26 protein-coding genes are annotated in these 24,679 nt (G+C 60.5%); 23 read left to right on the top strand and 3 right to left on the bottom strand.

Going from position 1 to position 24,679, the window contains the following annotated elements; all coding sequences use genetic code 11:
- Positions 1-118 precede the first annotated feature (118 nt).
- The 5 genes from pyrG (at position 119) to ispD (ending at position 5,203) form a co-directional block, all read left to right on the top strand.
- On the top strand, positions 119-1,750 hold the full coding sequence (gene pyrG, locus AC19YX_RS19810; protein ID WP_020296606.1) for a CTP synthase: 1,632 nt from the start codon (positions 119-121) through the stop codon (positions 1,748-1,750).
- 6 nt (positions 1,751-1,756) lie between these two features.
- A complete protein-coding gene (gene kdsA / locus AC19YX_RS19805; RefSeq protein ID WP_020296605.1) occupies positions 1,757-2,602 on the top strand; it encodes a 3-deoxy-8-phosphooctulonate synthase in 846 nt (281 codons plus the stop codon).
- Between the two features lie 156 nt (positions 2,603-2,758).
- Complete coding sequence (gene eno / locus AC19YX_RS19800) at positions 2,759-4,048, top strand: phosphopyruvate hydratase (RefSeq protein WP_078470079.1); 1,290 nt, start codon at positions 2,759-2,761, stop codon at positions 4,046-4,048.
- A gap of 172 nt (positions 4,049-4,220) precedes the next feature.
- Positions 4,221-4,499, top strand: a complete 279-nt coding sequence (ftsB, locus tag AC19YX_RS19795) for a cell division protein FtsB (protein ID WP_011059544.1) — start codon at positions 4,221-4,223, stop codon at positions 4,497-4,499.
- The gene (ispD, locus tag AC19YX_RS19790) at positions 4,496-5,203 is read left to right on the top strand and encodes a 2-C-methyl-D-erythritol 4-phosphate cytidylyltransferase (RefSeq protein WP_500606829.1); all 708 of its coding nucleotides are present in this window, start codon (positions 4,496-4,498) and stop codon (positions 5,201-5,203) included. Before ftsB ends, ispD begins: the two co-directional genes overlap by 4 nt.
- 171 nt (positions 5,204-5,374) lie before the next feature.
- On the opposite strand, the gene AC19YX_RS19785 is transcribed toward ispD, so the two are convergent.
- Positions 5,375-6,274, bottom strand: coding sequence for a LysR substrate-binding domain-containing protein (locus AC19YX_RS19785; RefSeq protein WP_020296602.1), 900 nt, complete (start codon positions 6,272-6,274; stop codon positions 5,375-5,377).
- Positions 6,275-6,382: 108 nt separating this feature from the next.
- On the opposite strand from AC19YX_RS19785, the gene AC19YX_RS19780 reads away from it, so the two are divergent.
- The 8 genes from AC19YX_RS19780 to rpoS all read left to right on the top strand — a co-directional run bounded on the left by AC19YX_RS19780 (position 6,383) and on the right by rpoS (position 13,587).
- Complete coding sequence (locus AC19YX_RS19780) at positions 6,383-7,495, top strand: S-(hydroxymethyl)glutathione dehydrogenase/class III alcohol dehydrogenase (protein ID WP_020296601.1); 1,113 nt, start codon at positions 6,383-6,385, stop codon at positions 7,493-7,495.
- Positions 7,496-7,588: 93 nt separating this feature from the next.
- On the top strand, positions 7,589-8,434 hold the full coding sequence (fghA, locus tag AC19YX_RS19775; protein WP_500606828.1) for an S-formylglutathione hydrolase: 846 nt from the start codon (positions 7,589-7,591) through the stop codon (positions 8,432-8,434).
- Between the two features lie 52 nt (positions 8,435-8,486).
- Entirely contained in the window at positions 8,487-8,960 is a 474-nt protein-coding gene (gene ispF / locus AC19YX_RS19770; RefSeq protein ID WP_020296599.1) for a 2-C-methyl-D-erythritol 2,4-cyclodiphosphate synthase, read from the top strand.
- Positions 8,957-10,015, top strand: a complete 1,059-nt coding sequence (gene truD, locus AC19YX_RS19765) for a tRNA pseudouridine(13) synthase TruD (RefSeq protein ID WP_500606827.1) — start codon at positions 8,957-8,959, stop codon at positions 10,013-10,015. The genes ispF and truD overlap by 4 nt, the downstream gene beginning before the upstream one ends.
- Positions 10,003-10,752 (top strand): 5'/3'-nucleotidase SurE, encoded by a 750-nt coding sequence (surE, locus tag AC19YX_RS19760; RefSeq protein WP_078470084.1) that lies wholly within the window; start codon positions 10,003-10,005, stop codon positions 10,750-10,752. The genes truD and surE overlap by 13 nt, the downstream gene beginning before the upstream one ends.
- Before the next feature lie 41 nt (positions 10,753-10,793).
- On the top strand, positions 10,794-11,429 hold the full coding sequence (locus tag AC19YX_RS19755; RefSeq protein WP_177326767.1) for a protein-L-isoaspartate(D-aspartate) O-methyltransferase: 636 nt from the start codon (positions 10,794-10,796) through the stop codon (positions 11,427-11,429).
- 211 nt (positions 11,430-11,640) lie between these two features.
- Positions 11,641-12,474, top strand: a complete 834-nt coding sequence (locus tag AC19YX_RS19750) for a peptidoglycan DD-metalloendopeptidase family protein (RefSeq protein WP_020296595.1) — start codon at positions 11,641-11,643, stop codon at positions 12,472-12,474.
- Positions 12,475-12,579: 105 nt separating this feature from the next.
- Positions 12,580-13,587, top strand: a complete 1,008-nt coding sequence (gene rpoS / locus AC19YX_RS19745; RefSeq protein ID WP_020296594.1) for an RNA polymerase sigma factor RpoS — start codon at positions 12,580-12,582, stop codon at positions 13,585-13,587.
- A 522-nt stretch (positions 13,588-14,109) separates the two neighbouring features.
- On the opposite strand, the gene fdxA is transcribed toward rpoS, so the two are convergent.
- Both fdxA and mutS read right to left on the bottom strand, forming a co-directional pair.
- On the bottom strand, positions 14,110-14,433 hold the full coding sequence (gene fdxA, locus AC19YX_RS19740; RefSeq protein WP_020296593.1) for a ferredoxin FdxA: 324 nt from the start codon (positions 14,431-14,433) through the stop codon (positions 14,110-14,112).
- Positions 14,434-14,576: 143 nt separating this feature from the next.
- Positions 14,577-17,156 (bottom strand): DNA mismatch repair protein MutS, encoded by a 2,580-nt coding sequence (gene mutS / locus AC19YX_RS19735; RefSeq protein WP_500606826.1) that lies wholly within the window; start codon positions 17,154-17,156, stop codon positions 14,577-14,579.
- 188 nt (positions 17,157-17,344) lie between these two features.
- Between mutS and AC19YX_RS19730 the strand changes: the two genes are divergently transcribed.
- The 10 genes from AC19YX_RS19730 (at position 17,345) to AC19YX_RS19685 (ending at position 24,613) form a co-directional block, all read left to right on the top strand.
- On the top strand, positions 17,345-18,088 hold the full coding sequence (locus AC19YX_RS19730) for an XRE family transcriptional regulator (protein WP_078470086.1): 744 nt from the start codon (positions 17,345-17,347) through the stop codon (positions 18,086-18,088).
- Positions 18,089-18,603: 515 nt separating this feature from the next.
- The gene (locus AC19YX_RS19725) at positions 18,604-18,954 is read left to right on the top strand and encodes a phage holin family protein (RefSeq protein WP_020296590.1); all 351 of its coding nucleotides are present in this window, start codon (positions 18,604-18,606) and stop codon (positions 18,952-18,954) included.
- Between the two features lie 88 nt (positions 18,955-19,042).
- Complete coding sequence (locus AC19YX_RS19720) at positions 19,043-19,564, top strand: hypothetical protein (RefSeq protein WP_500606825.1); 522 nt, start codon at positions 19,043-19,045, stop codon at positions 19,562-19,564.
- Positions 19,561-20,151 (top strand): phage baseplate assembly protein V, encoded by a 591-nt coding sequence (locus tag AC19YX_RS19715; RefSeq protein WP_500606824.1) that lies wholly within the window; start codon positions 19,561-19,563, stop codon positions 20,149-20,151. Before AC19YX_RS19720 ends, AC19YX_RS19715 begins: the two co-directional genes overlap by 4 nt.
- 92 nt (positions 20,152-20,243) lie before the next feature.
- Positions 20,244-20,447, top strand: a complete 204-nt coding sequence (locus AC19YX_RS19710; protein WP_500606823.1) for a hypothetical protein — start codon at positions 20,244-20,246, stop codon at positions 20,445-20,447.
- A gap of 4 nt (positions 20,448-20,451) precedes the next feature.
- Positions 20,452-20,778 carry a GPW/gp25 family protein gene (locus AC19YX_RS19705; protein ID WP_020296586.1) on the top strand — a complete coding sequence of 109 codons (327 nt, stop codon included), beginning with the start codon at positions 20,452-20,454 and terminating at the stop codon, positions 20,776-20,778.
- Complete coding sequence (locus tag AC19YX_RS19700) at positions 20,775-21,656, top strand: baseplate assembly protein (protein ID WP_078470090.1); 882 nt, start codon at positions 20,775-20,777, stop codon at positions 21,654-21,656. The genes AC19YX_RS19705 and AC19YX_RS19700 overlap by 4 nt, the downstream gene beginning before the upstream one ends.
- 1 nt (position 21,657) lies before the next feature.
- Positions 21,658-22,263: a phage tail protein I gene (locus AC19YX_RS19695; protein WP_078470091.1), complete on the top strand. Its 606-nt coding sequence runs from the start codon at positions 21,658-21,660 to the stop codon at positions 22,261-22,263.
- Positions 22,260-24,179 carry a phage tail-collar fiber domain-containing protein gene (locus AC19YX_RS19690; protein WP_500606822.1) on the top strand — a complete coding sequence of 640 codons (1,920 nt, stop codon included), beginning with the start codon at positions 22,260-22,262 and terminating at the stop codon, positions 24,177-24,179. Before AC19YX_RS19695 ends, AC19YX_RS19690 begins: the two co-directional genes overlap by 4 nt.
- Positions 24,179-24,613, top strand: coding sequence for a phage tail assembly chaperone (locus AC19YX_RS19685; protein WP_500606821.1), 435 nt, complete (start codon positions 24,179-24,181; stop codon positions 24,611-24,613). Before AC19YX_RS19690 ends, AC19YX_RS19685 begins: the two co-directional genes overlap by 1 nt.
- Positions 24,614-24,679 lie beyond the last annotated feature (66 nt).

The following is a 24,679-nucleotide window of genomic DNA, read 5'->3' as shown; positions in this document are numbered from 1 at the left end:
AACGCGGCGGTTTTTTCGAAAGATGCACTGTGATTAATGCAGGTGATCGGGGGCTTCGGCCTTCCTTCGCTTTCCCCGGCGGCTCGGACCGCTTTAACGCAGACTTCTAGGGTTTTTCATGACGCGCTACATATTCGTCACGGGCGGTGTTGTTTCTTCATTGGGGAAAGGCATTGCCTCGGCTTCATTGGCGGCCATCCTGGAGGCGCGGGGACTTAAGGTCACCATGCTGAAGCTGGACCCGTACATCAACGTCGACCCGGGCACCATGAGCCCGTTCCAGCACGGTGAAGTGTTCGTCACCCACGACGGCGCCGAGACTGACCTGGACCTGGGCCACTACGAGCGGTTCATCCGCACGACCATGACCCAGAACAACAACTTCACCACCGGCCGTGTCTATGAGCACGTGCTGCGCAAAGAGCGCCGTGGTGATTACCTGGGCGCGACCATTCAGGTGATCCCGCACATCACCGACGAGATCAAGCGCCGGATCATCAAGGGCGCGGGCGATGCCGACGTGGCCATGGTTGAAATCGGTGGCACCGTGGGTGACATCGAGTCCCAACCGTTCCTCGAAGCCATCCGCCAGTTGCGTTTCGAAGTCGGCGCCAAGCGCGCGATGCTGATGCACCTGACCCTGGTGCCATACATCGCCACCGCCGGCGAAACCAAAACCAAGCCGACCCAGCATTCTGTCAAGGAACTGCGTTCCATTGGCCTGCAGCCGGACGTACTGGTATGCCGCTCCGATCACCCGATCGACATCTCGTCGCGTCGCAAGATCGCCCAGTTCACCAACGTTGAAGAGCGTGCGGTGATTGCACTGGAAGATGCGGACACCATCTACAAGATTCCGGGCATCCTGCACTCCCAGGGCCTGGATGATTTCGTCGTCGAGCGTTTCGGCCTGCAATGCGGCAGCGCTGACTTGTCCGAGTGGGAAGCCGTGGTTGACGCCAAGCTGAACCCGGAACACGAAGTCACCATCGCCATGGTCGGCAAGTACATGGAGCTGCTGGACGCCTACAAGTCGCTGATCGAAGCCATGAGTCATGCCGGCATCAGCAACCGGACCAAGGTCAACCTGCGCTACATCGATTCCGAAGACATCGAAAACCAGGGCACCGCGCTGCTCGAAGGTGTCGATGCCATCCTCGTACCTGGCGGCTTCGGTCTGCGTGGCGTGGAAGGCAAGATCACCGCCGTGCAATACGCTCGTGAAAACAAGGTGCCGTACCTCGGCATCTGCCTGGGCATGCAAGTGGCCGTTATCGAGTTCGCACGTAACGTGCTGGGCTGGAAAGACGCCAACTCCACCGAGTTCGATCGCGCCAGCGGTCACCCGGTCGTGGGCCTGATCACCGAGTGGGAAGATGCCACCGGTGCTGTCGAAACCCGCACCGAGGCTTCCGATCTGGGCGGCACCATGCGCCTGGGTGCCCAGGATTGCCTGCTGGAGCCGGGTTCCCTGGTTCACGATTGCTACGCCAAGGACGTGATCGTCGAGCGTCACCGTCATCGCTACGAAGTGAACAACAACCTGCTGCCGCAAATCATGGAAGCCGGCCTGAAAATCTCCGGTCGTTCCGGTGATGGCGCGCTGGTTGAAGTGGTTGAAGCACCGGATCATCCATGGTTCGTCGCTTGCCAATTCCACCCTGAGTTCACCTCGACACCGCGCGACGGTCACCCGTTGTTCAGCGGTTTCGTCAAGGCGGCCTTGGCTCAACACCAGAAGAAGGCATAAACCCTGATGGCCCAGAAGATCATCCGTGTAGGCGATATCGAGATTGCCAACGACAAGCCCATGGTGCTTTTCGGTGGCATGAACGTGCTGGAAAGCCGCGATATGGCGATGCAGGTCTGCGAAGAGTACGTCAAGGTGACCCAGAAGCTTGGGATCCCTTACGTGTTCAAGGCCAGCTTCGACAAGGCCAACCGTTCCTCCGTGACCTCTTACCGTGGCCCCGGCCTGGAAGAGGGCATGCGGATCTTCCAGGACATCAAGCAAGCCTTCGGCGTGCCGATCATCACCGACGTCCACGAGCCTGACCAGGCGGCGATCGTCGCTGAAGTCTGCGACATCATCCAGTTGCCGGCCTTCCTGTCGCGCCAGACCGACCTGGTGGTCGCGATGGCCAAGACCGGTGCGGTGATCAACATCAAGAAAGCCCAGTTCCTTGCGCCCCAGGAAATGAAACACATCCTGAGCAAGTGCGAAGAAGCGGGTAACGATCAGTTGATCCTCTGCGAGCGCGGTTCCAGCTTCGGCTACAACAACCTGGTCGTCGACATGCTCGGCTTCGGCATCATGAAGCAGTTCGAATACCCGGTGTTCTTCGACGTGACCCATGCCCTGCAGATGCCGGGCGGCCGTGCCGATTCGGCGGGTGGTCGTCGGGCCCAGGTCACCGACCTGGCCAAGGCCGGTATCAGCCAGTCCCTGGCAGGCCTGTTCCTGGAAGCCCACCCGGACCCGGACAACGCCAAGTGTGACGGTCCTTGCGCCCTGCGCCTGGACAAGCTCGAGCCGTTCCTGGCTCAGCTCAAGGCGCTGGACGAACTGGTGAAGAGTTTTCCGACGGTAGAAACCGCCTAAAACCGATTTCTCCGGTAAAGTACCGCACGATTATTTCTCAGGCCCTCGGGCCTGAGCCTTATCGTCTGCAAGCCTGCCCGCTGCCCATCACTTGCCGACGGTAAAGAGATTTCCTACAGCTGCGTCGTTTTCGTCAACTTTGGAGTGTTTACAACAATGGCAAAAATCGTCGACATCAAAGGTCGTGAAGTTCTCGACTCCCGTGGCAATCCCACCGTCGAAGCGGACGTGCTTCTCGATAACGGCATCATCGGTAGCGCCTGCGCGCCGTCCGGTGCTTCCACCGGCTCGCGTGAAGCGCTCGAGCTGCGTGATGGCGACAAGAGCCGTTACCTGGGCAAAGGCGTGCTCAAGGCTGTAGCCAACATCAACGGTCCGATCCGCGACCTGCTGCTGGGCAAAGACCCAAGCGACCAGAAAGCGCTGGATCACGCGATGATCAAGCTCGACGGCACTGAAAACAAAGCCACCCTGGGCGCCAACGCGATCCTCGCTGTATCCCTGGCTGCGGCCAAGGCTGCTGCACAGGACCAGGACCTGCCGCTGTACGCCCACATCGCCAACCTCAATGGCACCCCAGGCGTGTACTCGATGCCGGTTCCAATGATGAACATCATCAACGGCGGCGAGCATGCCGATAACAACGTCGATATCCAGGAATTCATGGTGCAGCCGGTTGGCGCCAAGTCTTTCTCGGAAGGCCTGCGCATGGGCACCGAGATTTTCCATCACCTCAAGGCTGTGCTGAAGGCCCGTGGCCTGAGCACTGCAGTAGGTGACGAAGGTGGTTTCGCGCCGAACCTGGCATCCAACGAAGACGCTTTGAAAGTGATCTCCGAAGCCGTGGCCAACGCCGGTTACACCCTGGGCACTGACGTGACCCTGGCTCTGGACTGCGCGGCCAGCGAATTCTATGAAGACGGCAAGTACAACCTGTCCGGTGAAGGCCACGTATTCACTTCCGAAGGTTTTGCCGACTACCTCAAAGGCCTGACCGAGCGCTACCCGATCATCTCCATCGAAGACGGCCTGGACGAGTCCGACTGGGCCGGCTGGAAAGTCCTCACCGACAAGATCGGCGAGAAAATCCAACTGGTAGGCGACGACCTGTTCGTGACCAACACCAAGATCCTGAAAGAAGGCATCGACAAGAAGATCGCCAACTCGATCCTGATCAAGTTCAACCAGATCGGCACCCTGACCGAAACCCTGGAAGCCATCCAGATGGCCAAGGCCGCCGGTTACACCGCCGTCATCTCGCACCGCTCCGGTGAAACCGAAGATTCGACCATTGCCGACCTGGCCGTGGGCACTGCGGCTGGCCAGATCAAGACCGGTTCGCTGTGCCGTTCCGACCGAGTTTCCAAGTACAACCAATTGCTGCGCATCGAAGAGCAATTGAATGGCAAAGCCAAGTACAACGGTCGCAGCGAGTTTCGCGGCTAAGCGGTAGATGGTAAAAAGACACCGGATTGTGTCGGAAAAATCGCTATAGCGGCTTTTTTGCCTCTAATCTGATGCCTTATGAGCACAAGCCTGGTTCTTCCAGGCTTCGTGCTATCAGTAGGTTCGAAGTTGTAGGCATGGCTGTCTTTTTTCACTGGATACCCGATATTCGATGCGCAGTCCCAATTGGTTGTTCCTCGTCTTGCTCTTGCTGCTGGCTGGCCTGCAGTACCGCCTGTGGGTGGGGAATGGCAGTTTGGCGCAGGTAGCTGACCTGACTCAGCAGATTGCCGATCAGCACGCCGAAAACGAGCGTTTGCTGGAGCGTAATCGCGTACTCGATGCGGAAGTCATGGAGTTGAAAAAGGGCATGGAGACCGTTGAAGAACGGGCTCGCCATGAGTTGGGCATGGTCAAAGAGGGCGAAACCCTCTACCAGTTGGCCCAATGATCGAGCGTTTGCCGGCCTTCTGGGCCGTGATTCCTGCCGCGGGCGTTGGTGCCCGTATGGCCGCGGACCGTCCCAAGCAGTATTTGCAGTTGGGCGGACGCACTATTCTTGAACACAGCCTCGGCTGTTTCCTCGACCATCCTTGCCTCAAGGGGCTGGTGGTCAGTCTCGCTGTCGACGATCCCTTCTGGCCGACCCTGGCCTGTGCCCATGACTCGCGGATTCAGCGCGTGGACGGTGGGCAGGAGCGCTCCGGTTCGGTCCTCAATGCCTTGTTGCACCTGCATGCCCAGGGCGCGGCGGATGAGGACTGGGTGCTGGTGCACGACGCGGCTCGGCCCAACCTGACCCGCGATGACCTGGACAAGCTGCTCGCTGAATTGGCGGACGACCCCGTGGGTGGCTTGCTTGCCGTGCCGGCTCGGGACACCTTGAAGCGCGTCGACAAGCACGGCCGTGTGGTGGAAACCGTCGATCGCAGCCTGATCTGGCAGGCCTACACGCCACAGATGTTTCGCCTGGGCGCCTTGCATCGGGCATTGGCTGACAGCCTGGTGGCGGATGTGCTGATCACCGACGAAGCCTCGGCAGTGGAATGGTCGGGCCAGGCGCCACGCCTGATCGAAGGGCGTTCGGACAACATCAAAGTCACCCGCCCCGAAGACCTCGAATGGCTGCGCCAGCGCTGGGCCAACCGCCGCTGATTGCGTAGCAGCGAACCACCTAGGTACACGTAAGGGCCAGCGCAGCCTGCGGCAGCGGCTACATACGTCGCCCCCGTAGCCGCTGCCGAGCCCGCGAGGCTGCGCTGGCCCTGATCAACACCGGCTCTCTCCCAGATTCAGCCCAACGCCCAATAGGCCCCGCGTCAGCCGCTACAAGTCTTGGTACTCGGGGCGTTGGACCAGGCCTTGCTTGAGGTAATCCACCAGCTTGCGCACCTTGGGCGACAAATGCCGCTGTTGTGGATACAGCGCCCAGACGGCAGTATTTGGCGGTTGGTGGGCCTCCAGCAGGGAGATCAACGTACCGCTGCGCAGGTGTTCGAGCACGTAGTAGTCCGGCAACTGACACAACCCAACCCCTTGCAACGCCGCGTCCAGTACTGCCTGCCCACTGTTGCAGCGCCAATTGCCCTGCACCCGCTGGGAAAACTCCCGCCCGTTCTGTTCCAGTTGCCAGATATCCGAGCTGCCGATCAGGCAATTGTGTCGGCTCAACTCCGACAGGCTATGGGGGCGCCCGTAGCGCTCCAGATACGATGGCGAGGCGCACAGGTACATGCGCCGCGGCGCCAGGCGCGTGGCCACAAGGCGTGAATCCTGGAGCCGCCCCAGGCGAATCGCCAGGTCCAGTCCCTCATGCACCAGGTCCAGTGGGCGGTTGCTGAGCTCGATGTCCACCCGCAGTTGCGGATAGAGGCCCATAAAGCGGGTCACCAGCGGCACGATAAAGCGCTCGCCATAAGCCACGGCGCAGGTCATGCGCAGCATGCCTTTGGGCTCGCTGGTCAAATCACCCACGGCGCGCAACGCTTCCTCGCGGCCGTCCTGCAGGCGCTGGCAATGTTGAAGAAACGTCTGACCTGCCTCGGTCAAGGTGACGCGGCGGGTACTGCGGTAGAGCAGGCGAGTTTGCAGGCGCTCCTCGAGGCGGGCAATTTGCCGGCTGATATGGGAGGAGGACACCCCCAGGCGCTCGGCTGCTGCAGTGAACTGGCTGTATTCGGCCACTGCGACAAACTCGTCGATGCCCTCCCAGCGGTTTTCACTCATGTCGATTATCCCTGTACAGCAATAATGTTTTGCTTTTGCTTGGATTATTAATCGTTCAGCGGTGTTTTACACTGCGCGTCTCGTTTTTATTCATTGGAGACCCCTAGGATGATCAAGTCGCGCGCTGCCGTTGCCTTCGAGGCCAAGAAGCCTCTCGAAATCGTCGAAGTCGATGTGGCCATGCCCAAGGCCGGTGAAGTCTTGCTGCGGGTGGTCGCTTCCGGTGTGTGCCATACCGATGCCTACACCCTGTCCGGCGCCGATCCGGAAGGTATCTTCCCGTCGATTCTGGGGCACGAAGGCGGGGCCGTGGTTGAAGCCATCGGTGAAGGCGTGACCTCGGTTGCAGTCGGCGACCACGTCATCCCGCTGTACACCCCGGAATGCGGCAAGTGCAAATTCTGCCTGTCGGGCAAGACCAACCTCTGTCAGGCAATTCGCGCCACCCAGGGCAAAGGCCTGATGCCGGACGGCACCACGCGCTTTTCCTACAAGGGTCAGCCGATCTTCCATTACATGGGCACCTCGACCTTCTCCGAATACACCGTGCTGCCGGAAATCTCTGTCGCCAAGATCCCGAAAGAAGCACCACTGGAAAAAGTCTGCCTGCTGGGCTGCGGTGTCACCACCGGTATCGGCGCGGTGATCAACACCGCCAAGGTCAAGCCCGGCGATACCGTGGCCATCTTCGGCCTGGGCGGTATCGGCCTGTCGGCCGTGATCGGTGCGGTCAAGGCCAAGGCGGCGCGGATCATTGCCATTGACATCAACCCGGCCAAGTTTGAAATCGCCAAGCAACTGGGCGCTACCGACTGCGTCAACCCGAAAGACTTCGATCGTCCTATCCAGGAGGTCATTGTCGACATGACCGATGGCGGCGTGGATTTCTCCTTCGAATGCATCGGCAACGTGCAGTTGATGCGTGCGGCGCTGGAATGCTGCCACAAGGGGTGGGGCGAGTCGGTGATCATCGGCGTTGCCGGTGCCGGCCAGGAAATTTCCACCCGTCCATTCCAGCTGGTCACCGGGCGCGTCTGGCGCGGTTCGGCCTTTGGTGGCGTGCGCGGTCGTTCCGAGCTGCCAAGCTACGTAGAAATGGCCCAGAGCGGCGAGATCCCGTTGGACACCTTCATCACCCACACCATGGGTCTTGAAGACATCAACAAGGCTTTCGACCTGATGCATGAAGGTAAAAGCATTCGTACCGTCATTCATTTCTGAGGAGCAGCGGGGAGTTGCAGGCTGTCAGCGGCAAGTGGTTCCAGCAGTCTTGCCACTTGAAGCTGATGGCCTGCAATTGCCTCTGGAGGCCCTATGAGCTTGGAAAATATTTCGTGTCAAAAGAGCTTTGGCGGCTGGCATAAGCGCTACAAGCACCACTCCCAGGTCTTGGGCTGCGACATGGTGTTTGCCGTATACCTGCCGCCACAGGCGGAGGCGGGGAGCAAGCTGCCGGTGCTGTACTGGTTATCCGGGCTGACCTGCACGGATGAAAACTTTATGCACAAGGCCGGCGCGATGCGCATGGCCGCAGAACTTGGGCTGATCATCGTTGCCCCGGACACCAGCCCCCGTGGCCCCGGCGTGCCGGCGGATCCCGACGGTGCCTGGGATTTCGGCCTGGGTGCCGGGTTCTACCTCAATGCAACCCAGGAGCCCTGGGCACAGCACTACCGGATGCACGACTACGTGGTGCAGGAGCTGCCGGCATTGGTCGAGGCGCATTTCCCGGCCTCGCACAAGCGCGGTATCAGTGGGCACTCCATGGGCGGGCACGGGGCCTTGGTCTGCGCCTTGCGCAATCCCGGGCGCTATCTGTCGGTGTCGGCCCTTGCGCCGATCAGTAACCCGATGGATTGCCCATGGGGCCAGAAGGCCTTCTCCCGTTACCTGGGCGAAGAGCGTTCGCGCTGGCGTGAGTGGGATGCCAGCGTGCTGATCGCCGAAGCCAGCGAGAAGCTGCCGCTGCTGGTGGATCAAGGCGATCGGGATGACTTCCTGGCGACCCAGCTCAAGCCGGAAGCCTTGCAGCAGGCGGCAAAGGCCGCGGGTCATCCGCTGACCCTGCGTTTGCAACCGGGCTACGACCACAGCTATTTCTTCATCGCCAGTTTCATCGACGACCACCTGCAGCATCACGCGCGTGCTCTTAGCGCCTAATGTCCGACAAAGCAGGTAGAATCACGCCCTGACTAAATCGGGGCGTTTTTTTATGCGTATTGGCCACGGCTATGATGTGCACCGTTTTGCTGAAGGCGACTTCATTACTCTGGGCGGCGTGCGAATTGCACACAGCTTCGGGCTGCTCGCCCATTCCGACGGTGACGTGGTACTCCACGCCTTGAGCGATGCCTTGCTCGGTGCTGCGGCGCTGGGCGATATCGGCAAGCATTTTCCGGACACCGACCCGCAATTCAAGGGCGCCGACAGCCGTGTGCTGCTGCGTCACGTGGTCGCACTGATCCACGGCAAAGGCTGGAAAGTCGGCAATGTCGACAACACCATCGTGGCCCAGGCGCCGAAGATGGCACCCCATATCGAAGCGATGCGCGCGCTGATTGCCGCGGATCTGCAAGTTGAACTGGATCAAGTGAACGTGAAAGCTACCACCACCGAAAAACTCGGCTTTGTCGGTCGCGAAGAAGGCATCGCGGTGCACAGCGTCGCCTTGTTGCTGCGCGCATGACGGAACAGGAATTGCTGGGCCCGCGGGCCTATGGCCAGGCTTTGGGCCGAGCGGTGCTGAAAGCCAGCGCCGAGGATTTCCAGGTCGACGAAGTGCTGGATATTCCGCTGACGGGTGAAGGCGAGCATCTGTGGTTGTGGGTGGAAAAGCGTGGCCTGAACACCGAAGAGGCGGCCCGGCGGATTGCCAAGGCGGCGGGTGTGCCTTTGCGCACCGTCAGCTATGCCGGCCTCAAGGATCGCCAGGCGCTGACCCGGCAGTGGTTTAGCGTGCAATTGCCCGGCAAGGCCGACCCCGATCTTGCCGCGGCGGAAAACGACACCCTGAAGATCCTCAAGACCGCCCGCCACAAACGCAAGCTGCAACGCGGTGCCCATGCCGCCAATGGCTTTACCCTGCGTCTGACCCAGCTCAAGGCCGACCAGGCCGCTATCGACGAGCGCCTGAAACTGATCGCGCAACAGGGCATTCCCAATTACTTCGGTGCCCAGCGCTTCGGCCATGACGGCGGCAACCTGGTGGACGCCCGCGGCTGGGCGGCACGCAAGGCGTTGCCGGAGCAACGTAATGTGCGCTCGCGTCTGCTTTCGACGGCCCGCAGTTATGTGTTCAACCAGGTGCTGGCGGCGCGAGTGGCCGATGGCAGCTGGCAGCGTGCCCAGGTCGGCGATTTGCTGGCGTTCACCGACAGCCGCAGTTTTTTCCCGGCCGGTGAGGCGGAATGCAGCGATCCAAGGCTGGCGATTCTTGACCTGCACCCGACCGGGCCGCAGTGGGGGGAGGGCGAATCGCCCGCCGCCGGTCTGACCCATGCCCTGGAGCAGCAAGTCGCTACCCGCGAGGCTGACCTGTGCGATTGGTTGATAAAAGCCGGAATGAGCCACGAACGTCGCATCCTGCGGCTGCCCATTGGCGGGTTGACGTGGCATTATCCCGAGCCTGACATTCTGCAATTGGAATTCGTCCTGCCGGCTGGATGCTTCGCCACCGTATTGGTGCGCGAACTGGTCGATCTGGTGCCGGTAGGGCAGACGGACAGCTCATGCGTATTCTGATTTCTAACGACGATGGGGTAACAGCACCCGGTCTCGCCGCGCTTCATGCTGCGCTGGCGGATTATGCCGAATGCGTGGTTATCGCCCCGGATCAAGACAAAAGCGGCGCCAGCAGCTCGCTGACGCTCGACCGTCCGCTGCATCCGCATACCCTGAGCAACGGCTTTATCGGTATCAACGGTACGCCGACCGATTGCGTGCACCTTGGCCTCAATGGCCTGCTTGAGCGCGAGCCGGACATGGTGGTTTCCGGGATCAACCTGGGGGCGAACCTGGGAGATGACGTGCTGTATTCCGGCACTGTCGCGGCTGCACTCGAGGGGCGTTTCCTTGCGCTTCCGGCCTTTGCCTTTTCGCTGGCATCGCGCCAGGTCGAGAACCTGCCCACTGCCGCCTATTTCGCGCGCAAGCTGGTGGAGGCCCATGGCTCGCTGGATCTGCCGCCGCGTACAGTGCTGAACGTGAATATTCCCAACTTGCCACTCGATCATATTCGCGGCATTCAGCTGACTCGCCTGGGCCATCGTGCACGTGCGGCGGCGCCGATGAAGGTGGTTGATCCGCGCGGCAAGGCCGGCTACTGGATTGCCGCCGCCGGCGACGCCGAAGACGGCGGCCCGGGCACGGACTTCCATGCCGTCATGCAGGGTTACGTGTCCATCACTCCGTTGCAGCTCGATCGCACCTTCAGCGATGCATTCAACAGCCTCGATGGCTGGCTGGAGGGGCTGCGCTGATGGCTCGTGAGCAAGACGATTTGCTGCGTCGCGGTATCGGAATGACTTCCCAACGCACCCGCGAGCGGCTGATTCAGCGCCTGTACGACGAAGGCCTGTCCAACGCCCAGGTACTGGAAGTCATCCGGCGGACACCACGCCATCTGTTCGTCGATGAAGCATTGGCGCACCGAGCCTACGAAGACACCGCACTGCCGATCGGCCACAACCAGACCATTTCCCAGCCCTACATGGTGGCGCGCATGAGCGAGCTGCTGCTGGCTGCCGGGCCCCTGGACAAGGTGATGGAGATTGGTACGGGGTCGGGGTATCAGACGGCAGTACTTTCGCAATTGGTCGAGCGCGTGTTTTCCGTCGAGCGCATCAAGGTGCTGCAGGATCGGGCCAAGGAGCGCCTGGTCGAGTTGAACCTGCGCAATGTGGTATTCCGTTGGGGCGATGGATGGGAAGGCTGGCCGGCGCTGGCGCCCTACAACGGCATCATCGTGACCGCTGTCGCCACCGACGTGCCCCAGGCGTTACTGGATCAACTGGCTCCTGGCGGGCGTCTGGTGATCCCGGTCGGCGCCGGCGAAGTCCAGCAACTGATGCTGATTGTCCGTGAAGAGCAGGGCTTTTCACGGCATGTGCTGGGGGCCGTGCGGTTTGTGCCGTTGCTCAATGGCCCGCTGGCCTGAGCATTTGTTTACGCGGGGTGAATTCTGTTTGATCGGCTGTGTCTTACAGCCGGACGAATCAAGAAACCCGCCATGTGCCCCCGCAAGCCTGGTGGTGCGTCCAATGATTTGGTCAAGCCCACGGTAAAGCGCGAGCGGCCAGTTATACTGGCGACACTTGATGCCCGAATCGGGCAGCTTTCATATTCCACCACCACAAAGGGAGCGGCGGGTGAGTCTCACGGTCATTGCGCAGCGTATGGGTACCACAAGCTTTCAGCGACTGATGATCGGCTTTGTCTTGAGTTCCTTGTTGGTCGGCTGTTCCAGTACCAAATCCAGCAGCGTCGGCGTGGTTGACCGCAACAATGCGGCCCCACAGCGCCCGACCGTGACCACTGGGCAATATGCCGTCAGGCGTGGCGATACCTTGTTCTCGATCGCCTTTCGTTACGGTTGGGACTACAAGGCACTGGCGGCGCGCAACAACATTCCCGAGCCCTACACCATTCACCCTGGGCAGACGATCCGTTTTGACGGCCGTACAGGTTCGGCGCCAACGACAGTTGTCACTAGTTCACAATCAACCGCCTCTTCTTCGAGTAAAACTACGGTCACGCGGCGCCCTGTCGGCGCCTCGCCAACGATTGCGAGCAAGCCGGCGCCGGCGCCATTACCGCCTGCAGGCCCCGCCCCGACTGGCTGGGGCTGGCCTTCGAACGGTATTTTGATTGGTAAATTCTCTTCAAACGGTAGTTTGAATAAAGGCATTGATATCGCCGGGGATTTGGGACAGCCTGTTTTAGCTGCGTCTGATGGGACGGTGGTTTACGCCGGGAGTGGCTTAAGGGGCTACGGCGAATTAGTCATCATCAAACACAGCGATACCTACGTCAGTGCCTACGGTCATAACCGCAGGTTGTTGGTTCGGGAGGGGCAGCAGGTCAAAGTCGGACAGACAATTGCCGAAATGGGGTCAACTGGTACAGACCGGGTGAAACTGCACTTTGAGATTCGCCGACAAGGGAAACCTGTAGATCCGCTGCAATTCTTGCCACGTCGTTGATCGGTTACCAGCCTGTTCCGTCACGTAGAGGGAACAGGCTCCAGCGTTGCCAAGGATAAAGGCGCCGCTTGAGCTTGAGGTCGAACTCACCAAAGGACTATAACAATGGCTCTCAGTAAAGAAGTGCCGGAGTTTGACATCGACGATGAGGTGCTCCTTATGGAGACCGGCATCGCTATGGATTCGATGTCGAATAATGAAGGGGCTGCACCGCCTTCCGTTCGCGCCAAATCCAAACACTCCGCAACGCTTAAGCAACACAAGTACATTGATTACACGCGAGCGCTCGACGCGACGCAGCTGTACCTCAATGAGATCGGCTTTTCCCCGTTGCTCTCCCCGGAAGAAGAAGTCCACTTTGCGCGACTGTCGCAGAGCGGTGACCCGGCCGGGCGCAAGCGCATGATTGAAAGCAACTTGCGACTTGTGGTGAAAATCGCCCGACGTTATGTCAACCGCGGCCTTTCACTGTTGGACCTGATCGAAGAGGGCAACCTCGGGCTGATCCGGGCGGTGGAAAAATTCGATCCGGAGCGTGGTTTTCGCTTCTCGACCTACGCGACCTGGTGGATTCGTCAGACCATCGAACGCGCGATCATGAATCAGACCCGCACCATTCGGTTGCCGATTCATGTGGTCAAAGAACTCAACGTCTACCTGCGGGCCGCACGTGAGCTGACTCAAAAGCTCGACCATGAACCTTCCCCCGAAGAGATCGCGAACCTGCTGGAAAAACCAGTGGGAGAGGTCAAGCGCATGCTGGGCTTGAACGAGCGGGTTTCTTCGGTTGATGTCTCGCTGGGTCCGGATTCGGATAAAACCTTGCTGGACACCCTCACCGACGACCGTCCAACTGACCCTTGCGAGCTGCTGCAGGATGACGACCTGTCCCAGAGCATCGATCAATGGCTGTCCGAGTTAACCGACAAGCAGCGTGAAGTCGTCATCAGGCGCTTCGGCTTGCGCGGTCATGAAAGCAGCACCCTTGAAGACGTAGGGCTCGAAATCGGTCTTACTCGGGAACGAGTCAGACAGATTCAGGTAGAAGGTCTGAAACGCCTGCGGGAAATCCTTGAGAAGAACGGCCTTTCCAGCGAGTCATTGTTCCAATAACAGCGCTGGCCGCCGCAGTCGATAAAAAGCCCCGACCTGTTCGGGGCTTTTTTATGGGCTATGGAATGTTTTTAGCAAAGGAGATGCACTGCCAAATGGGAGTAGTTAGAAATCGCGTGTAAGCCAAAGCCTACTCTTTCGTAAGTGTTTGGGCTCTAACGGCTTGGAAGTTGCCCTTTTATGTGTGGGTATTTTTCTAAGTAATTGATATATATGGATTTATTTTTATGCGGCGGTTGAGTAAAGGCACTTCTTACAGGGTCGGCAGCAGTTGCTACCCGGCTGAAAGTCTTTAATATCAGCCCTGTGTCGACGGATAGACACTGCCATCAAGGAAGATGGTCAGGGACATCGCAGGAAGCGATTCATCAGGACGATGAAAAGGACTACAGGGAATAGGGAAAAATGTGGGCGGGTCATACCGCCCCTTTTTTTCGCCTGTAAAAAAGTGACAGTAGAAAAGCTCTTTCCCTGAAAAGCAAAAAAGGCCCGCAAGGGGCCTTTTCGGGAACGCGGCGGTAATCAGCGTTCGAGGTCTTTGATCTTGCCTTTGACGCCATCCCACTCTTCGGCATCCGGCAACGATTCTTTCTTCTCAGTGATGTTGGGCCAGATCTCGGCCAGTTCAACGTTCAGCTGAATGAATTCCTGCATCTCGTCCGGGACTTCGTCTTCGGAGAAAATGGCTACAGCTGGGCATTCAGGCTCGCACAGCGCGCAATCAATGCACTCATCCGGGTGAATCACCAGGAAGTTCGGGCCTTCGTAAAAGCAGTCCACCGGACAGACTTCTACGCAGTCGGTGTACTTGCACTTGATGCAGTTGTCGGTGACGACGAAGGTCATTTCTAATTCTCTCCTCAGGCGGCGGCAGCGGAGCCCCTTCATGACGGGGTCGCCAGGTTTGGGAGCGATAGTCTGCGGACCAGGCTTAAAAGTCCGCAGCATCCCAAACCGCGCGAGATTCTAACAGCTTGAAGGCGTCTGCGTTAGATGCGTGTCTTCAATGTATAGAGCATTTCCAATGCCCTACGTGGCGTCATGTCGTCCAGATCGAGCTTGGCCAGGTCTTCAAGCACCGGATGAGGCAAGCTGGCGAACATGTCGCTTTGCTGTGGAACCGACGTTTTTTCCGAAGCCGGGCGTGCGACTTCATGGGGCAGGCTGGTGGTTTCCAGACGGCTCAGGTGCTCGCGGGCACGCAGGATCACCTCGCTCGGGACCCCGGCCAGCTGGGCCACGGCCAGGCCGTAGCTCTGGCTGGCCGGCCCTGGCAGCACGTGGTGCAGGAAGACGATACGTTCGTTGTGCTCGGTGGCATTGAGGTGCACGTTGGCCACCAGCGGCTGGTTTTCCGGCAGCACCGTCAGCTCGAAGTAATGGGTGGCGAACAGTGTGTAGGCGCGCAGGTGGGCGAGACGTTCTGCCGCAGCCCAGGCCAGGGAAAGACCGTCAAAGGTACTGGTGCCGCGGCCCACTTCGTCCATCAGCACCAGGCTGCGTTCGGTGGCGTTGTGCAGGATGTTCGCGGTTTCGCTCATTTCCACCATGAAGGTCGAGCGGCCGCCCGCCAGATCGTCGCTGGAACCGATCCGGGTGAAGATCCGGTCCACCAGTGACAGCTCGCAACTGGCGGCGGGTACGAAGCTGCCGATATGGGCCAGCAGCACAATCAAGGCGGTCTGACGCATGTAGGTGGATTTACCGCCCATGTTCGGACCGGTGATCACCAGCATGCGGGTGTTGTCATCTAGGCTCAGGTCATTGGCCACGAACGGCGTGCTCAGCACCTGCTCGACCACCGGGTGGCGCCCCTGGCTGATGCGCATGCAGGGCTCGCTGACAAAACGCGGGCAATTCAGGTCAAGGTTCAGCGCACGCTCTGCCAGGTTGCTCAGCACGTCCAGCTCGGCCAGGGCCGCGGCGGTGTCCTGCAAGGGCGGCAGGTGGCTGATCATGGTCTCCAGCAGGGCCTCGTAGAGCATTTTCTCGCGGGCCAGGGCCCGGCTCTTGGCGGACAAGGCCTTGTCTTCGAATTCCTTGAGCTCTGGGGTGATAAAGCGCTCGGCGCCCTTGAGGGTCTGGCGTCGGATGTAGTCCGCCGGAGCCTGTTCGGCCTGTTTGCTTGGCAGCTCGATAAAGTAGCCATGAATGCGGTTGTAGCCGACCTTCAGGTTGGCCAGGCCGGTGCGGGCTTTTTCCCGGGCCTCGAGATCGATCAGGAACTGCCCGGCGTTCTCGCTCAAGGATTGCAGTTCATCGAGCTCGACGTCGTAGCCGGTCTTCAGTACGCCACCGTCGCGGATGACCGCCGGTGGATTGTCGATGATGGCTTTTTCCAGCAGCGCCGCGAGCTCCGGGTAGGTGCTGGTGGTCTGTGCCAGTTGAGTGAGGTGCGGGCCTTCCAGTTCGGCCATCGCCACTTGCAATTCGGGCAGCGCCGCCAATGCGTCACGCAGGCGTGCCAGGTCGCGCGGACGGGCATTGCGCAGGCCGATACGGGCGAGGATCCGCTCGATATCGCCGATCTCTTTCAGCTGCGGTTGCAGCTTCTCGAAGTGATAGCCATCCAGCAGGCAGGTAATCGAGGTCTGCCGCGCCTGTAGGACCTTGAGGTCACGCAGCGGACGGTTCAACCAGCGAGTCAGCAGGCGGCTGCCCATGGCGGTCTGGCAACGGTCGACCACCGATTGCAGGGTGTTGTCGCGGCCACCGGCCAGGTTGGTGTCCAGCTCCAGGTTGCGCCGGCTCGCACCGTCCAGCACCACGGTGTCGTCCAGGCGCTCGTGCCGCAGGCTGCGCAGATGGGGCAGGGCGGTGCGCTGGGTTTCCTTGGCGTAACTGAGCAGGCAACCGGCGGCGCCGATGGCCAGGGTCAGGTTCTCGCAGCCAAAGCCCTTGAGGTCCTGGGTCGAAAACTGCTGGCACAGGCTCTTGTGGGCCGAGTCACGCTCGAAGTCCCAAGGTGCGCGACGCCGCACACCACGACGCTTCTCTGCCGGCAAACCCTGTGGCCAGTCATCCGGGATCATAAGCTCGACCGGGTTGACCCGCTCCAGTTCGGCTAACAGGTTTTCCCAGCCTTTGATCTCCAGCACGGTGAAGTTGCCGCTGGTAATGTCCAGGACCGCCAGGCCAAACAGACGCTCGTCACCCAGCACCGCGGCGATCAGGTTGTCGCGGCGTTCATCGAGCAACGCCTCGTCACTGACCGTGCCCGGGGTGATGATGCGCACCACCTGGCGGTCCACTGGACCTTTGCTGGTGGCCGGGTCGCCCACTTGTTCGCAGATCACCACCGACTCGCCGAGCTTGACCAGCTTCGCCAGGTAACCTTCCGCCGCATGGTAAGGAATGCCACACATCGGAATCGCCTGGCCCGCCGACTGCCCGCGTGCTGTCAGGGTGATGTCGAGCAGCTTGGCGGCCTTCTTGGCGTCTTCGTAGAATATTTCGTAGAAGTCGCCCATGCGATAGAACATCAACTGATCAGGGTGCTGGTTCTTGAGGCGCCAGTACTGCTGCATCATCGGTGTGTGGGAGGACAAGTCTGAGAGTGCTTTATTCATCGGGTAGGTAGGCAAATTCGTTGAAAGTGGTGGGGCAAGGGCGGGGCATCGGCCCGGCGTTTCCGCGATGGGCGCAAGGTTACCATGGGCGGTCGGCCCTTCGCAGGCGTGAGGCCGTAGGTTGTTTCTGAAAAGAATGCATAAAATATGCAAATCAGCATTTGTCATCGGCGAAAAGAACGAGCAATATGCGCGTTATGCAAAAACGCAATGTTTCTACCGTCTTAAGAGAACTGCTCGATCGCAACGGAATCTCCCCTACGGAGCTTCACCGTCGAACCGGCGTGCCTCAATCCACACTCTCGCGGATCCTCAGCGGCAAGATCGTTGATCCGTCGGACAAGCACATCTCGCGCATCGCCGAGTACTTCCAGGTCAGTACTGATCAACTGCGCGGGCGCGCTGAGATTGCCCCAGGCCGCGCGGCGATTGGCGACGAGATACATTCCGAACTCAAGGACATAAGTCTGTGGGACGACGATACGCCTGTCGATGACGACGAGGTCTCGGTCCCCTTTCTTCGAGAGGTTGAATTGGCTGCAGGATCAGGAAGATTCGTCATCGAGGAAAGCGAGCGCGCCAGCCTGCGTTTTGGCAAGCGCAGCCTGCGCCATAACGGTGTGCAGTTTGACCAGGCCAAGTGCGTCACAGTGCGCGGCAACAGCATGCTGCCGGTGCTGCGCGACGGCGCCACCGTGGGCGTCAATGCCGGCAAGTGCGGTATCGGCGACATCGTCGATGGCGACCTCTACGCGATTAACCATAATGGCCAGTTGCGGGTGAAGCAGCTGTATCGCCTGCCTACCGGCATTCGCCTGCGCAGCTTCAATCGCGACGAGCATCCGGATGAGGACTACAGCTTCCAGGAAATCCAGGAAGAGCAGATCACCATCCTCGGCCACGTCTTCTGGTGGGGCATGTACGCCCGCTAACCGAACCACCGTCAGATAAAACCCGCCACCGAGCGGGTTTTTTTTCGCCTGCAGAAAAGCCGTGAGCCTTGTGCAATAAGGGTTTCATGCATGCGCGCATTTATTGCGCATAAATAAATGCATTTATGCATTGACTGTATATGCATACATGCATATTCTTTGTCTCAAGCCGCTCAACAACGGCGAGCAACACCGCTCTTTAGTGGCAAAGCAAAGGCAGCGATGAACCGGCCTCAACGGTTCAGAGGGTTGGCAACTGACCCGGGTGTGCAGCGTAAAGCACCAGAAGCAGTTATCCGGCGGACAGGGTCGCGGTCGGAGGAACAATTTAAATGGATCCGTACCGCGCCAGTAGCGCCGAAAGATCAGAAGGACCGCATTACTGAAAAGCCTGGGCAACCGGGCTTTTTGGAATGCCTGCCTAACTGTATGCCCCTTGGCGATACAGGCTCACAGCAGCACCCGCATTATTTTTCCGGCCAATGAATTGGCTTTTCCCGCACTGGAGGCAAGACATGACAAACGAGCAACAAGCGTTGCTGGACATGCCGATCTGGCTGGTCATCGTCCTCGCCCTGGTGGGTGGCGTGTCCGGCGAGATGTGGCGCGCTGACAAGGAGGGCGCTCGCGGCTGGCTGCTGGTGCGACGACTGGCCCTGCGCTCCGGCGCCTGCGTGGTCTGCGGCGTCTCGGCGATCATGCTGCTGTACGGGGTCGGCGTGTCGATCTGGACCGCCTGCGCACTCGGCTGCCTGACCGCCATGGCCGGCGCCGATGTCGCCATCGGCCTTTATGAACGTTGGGCGGCCAAGCGGATTGGGGTGTGCGAGGTGCCACCGCGGGACTCTCACTCTGATCAGCCTTGATTCCCTGATCAGCATTGGCCCTCAAACAAGGTCTGCCGACCATGGACCCACAGGCGTGGCAGCGTCGACCTTCTTCTGGAACACGACAATGAACGAACTGACCCAGCTACAAGACGCCATCATGGCCACGATCAAGTTGGCGATGCCGCAGCTGCATACGGTCGAGGCCTTGCCCAAGGTGCTTGAGGACGCCACTGAGCCGGCGCTCTACCTTGCAATTACCGGCCTGGACCAGGGCACCGACCCGGGCGACGGCCGCAGTTGTATGCAGGCCACTCTCGAGACGCGGGTGCGAGTGGATGCCAATCTTGTGCAGGCGCCTTTGCAGGCGGCCATTCTGGCGGCTCAGTTGATCGAGCTTCTGCGTTGCCAGCAGTGGGACCTCGATTTTGTCGAAGGCGCAACGGCAGTCTCGGCAAAACCTGCGGATATAGTCTCGGAGCCGGCTTACAGAGCCGAGTGGATTGTGCGCTGGCAGCAGCTTATCTACCTTGGCCAGGAGCAATGGCCATGGCCGAATCAGCCATCAGGCACGCTGGTACTGGGCTTCAGTCCCGATACCGGCCCAGGTCACGAGGCTGACTATCAGTCACCGGAGCACATGGCGTGAGTTACGTATCTGCAACCCACGACCGCATGATTGCCGGCTTGATTCTCCCGTGCAGCGTGATCGGTGTGGACCTGGCTGCCGGCCTGGTGCGAGTTTGCGATGGTGCCGGCTGGACCAGTGCCTGGGTGCGCTGGCATAGCCAGGCCGCCGGCAAGGCCCGTCACTGGCGGGCGCCGAGCCTGGGTGAGCAGGGCGTCCTGATCAGCCCCAGCGGCGAGCCGGCGCAGGGCACGTTTGTACCGGGCCTGTACGGTGATGCCGGTGCTCAACCAGACAACCGCGATCATGTCGAAGTCTGGCGTTTCGATGATGGCGGCTCGCTGGTCTACGACTGGCAGGCCAAGCGCTACAGCATCAGCCTGCCCAGCGGCACGGTGGCAATCCAGGTCGGCGCCAGTTCGGCGTTGGTCACGGACAGCGCCATTACGGGCACGGCTGACAGCATCACATTGACCGGGGCAATCACCCTCAATGGCGATGTGCAAATCAACGGCGCCAGCCTGAAGCACAACGGCGTGAATGTCGGTTCGACCCATGTCCACGTGGGCGTGATGCCCGGCCCTGGATCAACCGCAACGCCTCAGTGACGCTTTGCCGATCAACGTCGGCCAGCCTACCCATGGCCTAGATAAACCTGATCAATCCGCCGAGTGCGGATTTTTTGTACCCGGAGAAAAGCATGGCAATTCCGAAAAAAAAGCTCGACCGCTCGGCCGTTACTGGCGCTGCGGTATTTCGCGACACTCTCTACACCTCCCGCATTCTGATCCTGGCGGATGGCCGCGAGTTGGCGGTGGTCCAGGGAACGGTATCGGTGCCGGCGGGCGACAGCCTTGCCCGGGACTATCTGCAGCAGCATCCGGACTTTCAGCCGCAGGAGTAACACGATGATCGGAATGGATCGCCGTACTGGCCAGCCGCTGTCCGGCATCGAGCATTTGCGGCAGTCCATCGAGGACATCCTGACCACCCCTTTGGGCAGCCGGCGGATGCGACCTGAATACGGCAGCAACCTGCGCCGTTACGTCGACCTGCCGGTAACCGGCGGCTGGAAAAGCGCGGTGCAGGCCGAGGTGGCACGGGCGCTGTTGCGTTGGGAGCCACGGCTGAAGCTGGAGCGGGTGCGAGTGGTAGCGGTGGTGGAGGGCCAGGTCAGTTTCCAACTGACGGGCCAGTACCTGGGCAACAACGCGGTTTTGGAGGTGACGGCATGAGCATGCTGGATTTGTCGGCGCTGCCGGCGCCCCAGGTGCTGGAAGCCCTGGATTTTGAAGCGCTGTATCAGGACAAGCTGGCGACCTTTCGCCGCTACATGGGCGACAACTGGACGGCCAACCTGGAAAGCGACCCCGTCACCAAACACCTGGAGCTGTCCGCTTACGGCGACATGCTGTTGCGAGCCCGGGTCAACGATGCGGCCAAGGCGCTGCTGCTGGCCCATGCCAAGGGCACGGATCTGGATCAGCTGGCTGCCAACGTCAATCTGCAACGCCTGGTGATCCAGGCCGGCGACCCGCAAGCGGTGCCGCCGGTGGAGGAGATCAAGGAAGCCGATGACGCACTGCGCGAACGTGCCCAACTGGCCTACGAAGGGCTGACCACCGCTGGGCCGCGTAACAGCTACATCCTGCATGCCCGTAATGCGTCGGCCCTGGTGGCCGATGCCGAGGCCGAAAGCCCGTCACCGGCCTGTGTCACGGTTACGGTGCTGGGCCTTGAGGGCGACGGCGCCGCGGCGCCTGAGCTGCTGGCGACGGTTGCCGCGGCCCTCAATGATGAGGACGTGCGCCCCCTGGGAGATCGGGTCACGGTGAACAGTGCCCAGGTCCTGCCGTATCGCATCGACGCGGTGCTGCACATGAAAGGCCCCGGGCCTGAAAGTGATGCGGCCCTGGCCGAGGCCGAGCGCAGGCTGGCCGCCTGGGTCAACCCACGCCGGCGACTGGGTATCGAGGTGGCGCGTTCTGCCATCGATGCCCAGCTGCATGTGGCCGGCGTGGCCCGGGTCGACCTGCGCGGTTGGCAGGACATCGCTCCGAGCAAGGCCCAGGCTGCGTATTGCACTGGCTACAGCGTCACCTTGGGGAGCTGATATGACCAGCCTGCTGCCAAGCAATAGCACCCTTTTGGAGCGCGCCCTCGAGGCGACCAACACCGGCGACACCGCCACCATGTTGCGCACCCTGTACAACCCCTCGACCTGTCCGGTGCACCTGCTGCCCCAACTGGCCTGGGCCTGGTCGGTGGACCGCTGGGACCCGCGCTGGAGCGAAACGGTCAAGCGCAACGCCATTCGCGCTTCGCTCTTCATCCATGCCCGCAAGGGCACCATCGGTGCGCTGCGCCGGGTCGTGGAGCCCCTGGGTTACCTGATCGAAGTGGTCGAATGGTGGCAGATGGTCCCCCGGGGTGAGCCCGCCACCTTTGCCCTGAAAGTCGGGGTGCTGGATACCGGTATCACCGAGGAGATGTACCAGGAGCTGACCCGGCTGATCGACGACGCCAGGCCCGTGAGCCGGCACATGACCGGGCTGGCCATCAGCCTGGAAACCTCCGGGGTGATCGGCTACGGCGCCTATGTGGACCAGGGCGAAGTGCTCGACGTTTACCCCCCGGCACCCCGTGATATTGATGTGACCGGTCGATACGGCCAGGTCATGTGCATTGATGAAACAGACACCCTGGATGTGTACTCATGATCGATTCCAACAGTCAGTTCTTCGCCATCCTCACAGCAGTGGGCGAGGCGAAACAGGCCAACGCCACCGCCCTGGGCACGCCCTGGACCTTCAAGGAGATGGCAGTAGGGGATGCCAACGGCAGCGACCCCATCCCCAGCAAGACCCAGACCAAGCTGATCAACGAATGGCGCCGCGCACCGGTGAATCAGGTACGTACTGATCCGGCGAATCCCAATGTCATTATCACCGAGCAGGTAATCCCGCCCGATGTCGGTGGACGCTGGATCCGTGAAATCGGCCTGTTCGATGCCGACGGCGACCTGGTGGCGGTGGCCAACTGCGCGCCAAGCTTCAAGCCTCTGCTGGCCCAGGGCACTGGCAAGACCCAGGTCATCCGCATGAACTTCATCGTGGCCAATACCGCGCAGGTCGTGCTTAAGATCGATCCGGCGGTGGTCCTGGCGACCCGTGAGTACGTCGACAATGCAGTGATCGAAGCCCTGGCCAAGATGGACTTCAAGCACTCAGCGCTGGTGGCTACCACGGCCAACATCGCGTTGAGCGGGATCCTGACCATCGACGAGGTGCTGCTGCCGGCCGATGCCCGGGTGCTGGTGAAGAACCAGACCCAGGCCAAGGACAACGGCCTGTACGTGGTGTCGGCGACCGGCGTCTGGAAACGGGCGCAGGATGCCGACAGCAGCCTGGAAGTGACCCCGGGTCTGTTTGTCAGCATCGAGAAGGGCACGGTCAATGGCGACAGTGTTTGGCAGTTGGTTACGGATGGGCCGATCACCCTGGGCAGCACGGCGCTGGACTTTGAAATGGCCGTGGGCCGGAGCGGCGTCAGCGCGGGTTCGTATGCCAATGTCACGGTCGACAAGAACGGCCGGGTAATCGCGGGTACCAACCCGACCACCCTGGCCGGTCATGGCATCACCGACACCTATACCAAGGCTGAGATCGAATCCATCGTGGCGCAGGCGTCGTCGTTGCCGGTGGGCTCGATGGTGGCGTTTCCCAAGGGCGCGATTCCGCCGGGCTTCCTTGAAGTTGATGGCAGCGTGAAGAGCGTTGCTGCCTTCCCTGACCTGGCGGCGTACCTCGGGACCACCTTCAACAAGGGCGATGAAGGCGCGGGCAGCTTCCGACTGCCAGACTCTCGGGGTGAGTTCTTTCGGGGCTGGGACCATGGGCGTGGGGTGGATGCCGGGCGCGCAATTGGCTCTATGCAGCTCGATAGTCTGCAAGGCTTCCGCCTGGAGACGCTGCGAACTAAGGCTGGCACATCCTGGGGTAACGATGATGGCGGCGCTGGTGATCCAGCGTACGGCCCGCCGTTGGGCTCAGTCGCTCCGGGCACAAGACCACGTAACTTAACGGGCGCTTTCGTCAGTGACGGCGTGAACGGCGTGCCTCGTGTTGGATCGGAAACCCGCCCGCGCAACTTGGCGGTCATGTGGTGCATCAAGGCTTGGAACACACCCGTCAATCAGGGAAACATCGACGTTGCGGCGCTGGCCCCGCTTGCTGCTCAGGCGACAGAGGCAAATCAAGGTACGGCGAAAATCGCAACTGACGTGCAGATCAACGCTGGCACGAATGACGCGACAATCGTCACTCCAAAAAAACAGCGCCTTGGTTTTTCATGCATGTTCGGTACTGACGGCTATGTTGCGCTCCCGACTTGGCTAGGCGGATTTATCTTGCAGTGGGGTCGATTCTCGATCAACGGCAACTCCGCCACTGTGCTTTTTCCGACTGCATTCCCATCTCGCGCTGTTTTTATTTCTGCGCAACGTGTCACGGACGGCACGGGGGCGTATGCGTTGACGCTCAGTCAAAACATTCCGCATACCAATTCGAGCGCCACTTTCCGGCATTCAGGCGGAACAATTACAGAAACCGATTTCTGGTGGGCATGGGGGTACTGATGGGACATTTCTACTCGGCAACAGCGCACAGCTTTTACACGTCTGCTGTAAACGGCAAGAGCATGCCGTCGGACGCGGTTGAGATTACGCGTGAGGCCCTAGTGTCGCTTCTTGCCGCTCAACGTGAGTTAAAAGTCATCGTGCCGGACGAGCGAGGATTTCCGATTGCTGTCGATCCTGGCCCGCCTTCTCATGAACAATTGATAGAAGCGGAACGAGCCTGGCGCGATGGTGAGCTTGCATCAGCTGTCTGGCTGCGCGAGCGTCACCGCGACCAACTGGAGATCGAGGTGGAAACCACGCTTACGGCGGAACAGTTCAAAGAGCTGTTGGTGTGCATGCAGGCCCTGCGCGACTGGCCGCAATCCCCGGACTTTCCACAGGCCGAACACCGCCCAGTGGCCCCATCCTGGATCGCCGAACAAACCCAATAAACGCCCCGCACCGCCGGGGCGTTTTCTTTCCCGCTTCCCCTTAACCCAACATCCCTTACAGCCCCC

Source organism: Pseudomonas sp. MF09150 (assembly GCF_059862355.1).
The sequence above is the reverse complement of the archived record's forward strand: the minus strand, read 5'-3'. Positions and strand labels throughout refer to the sequence as shown.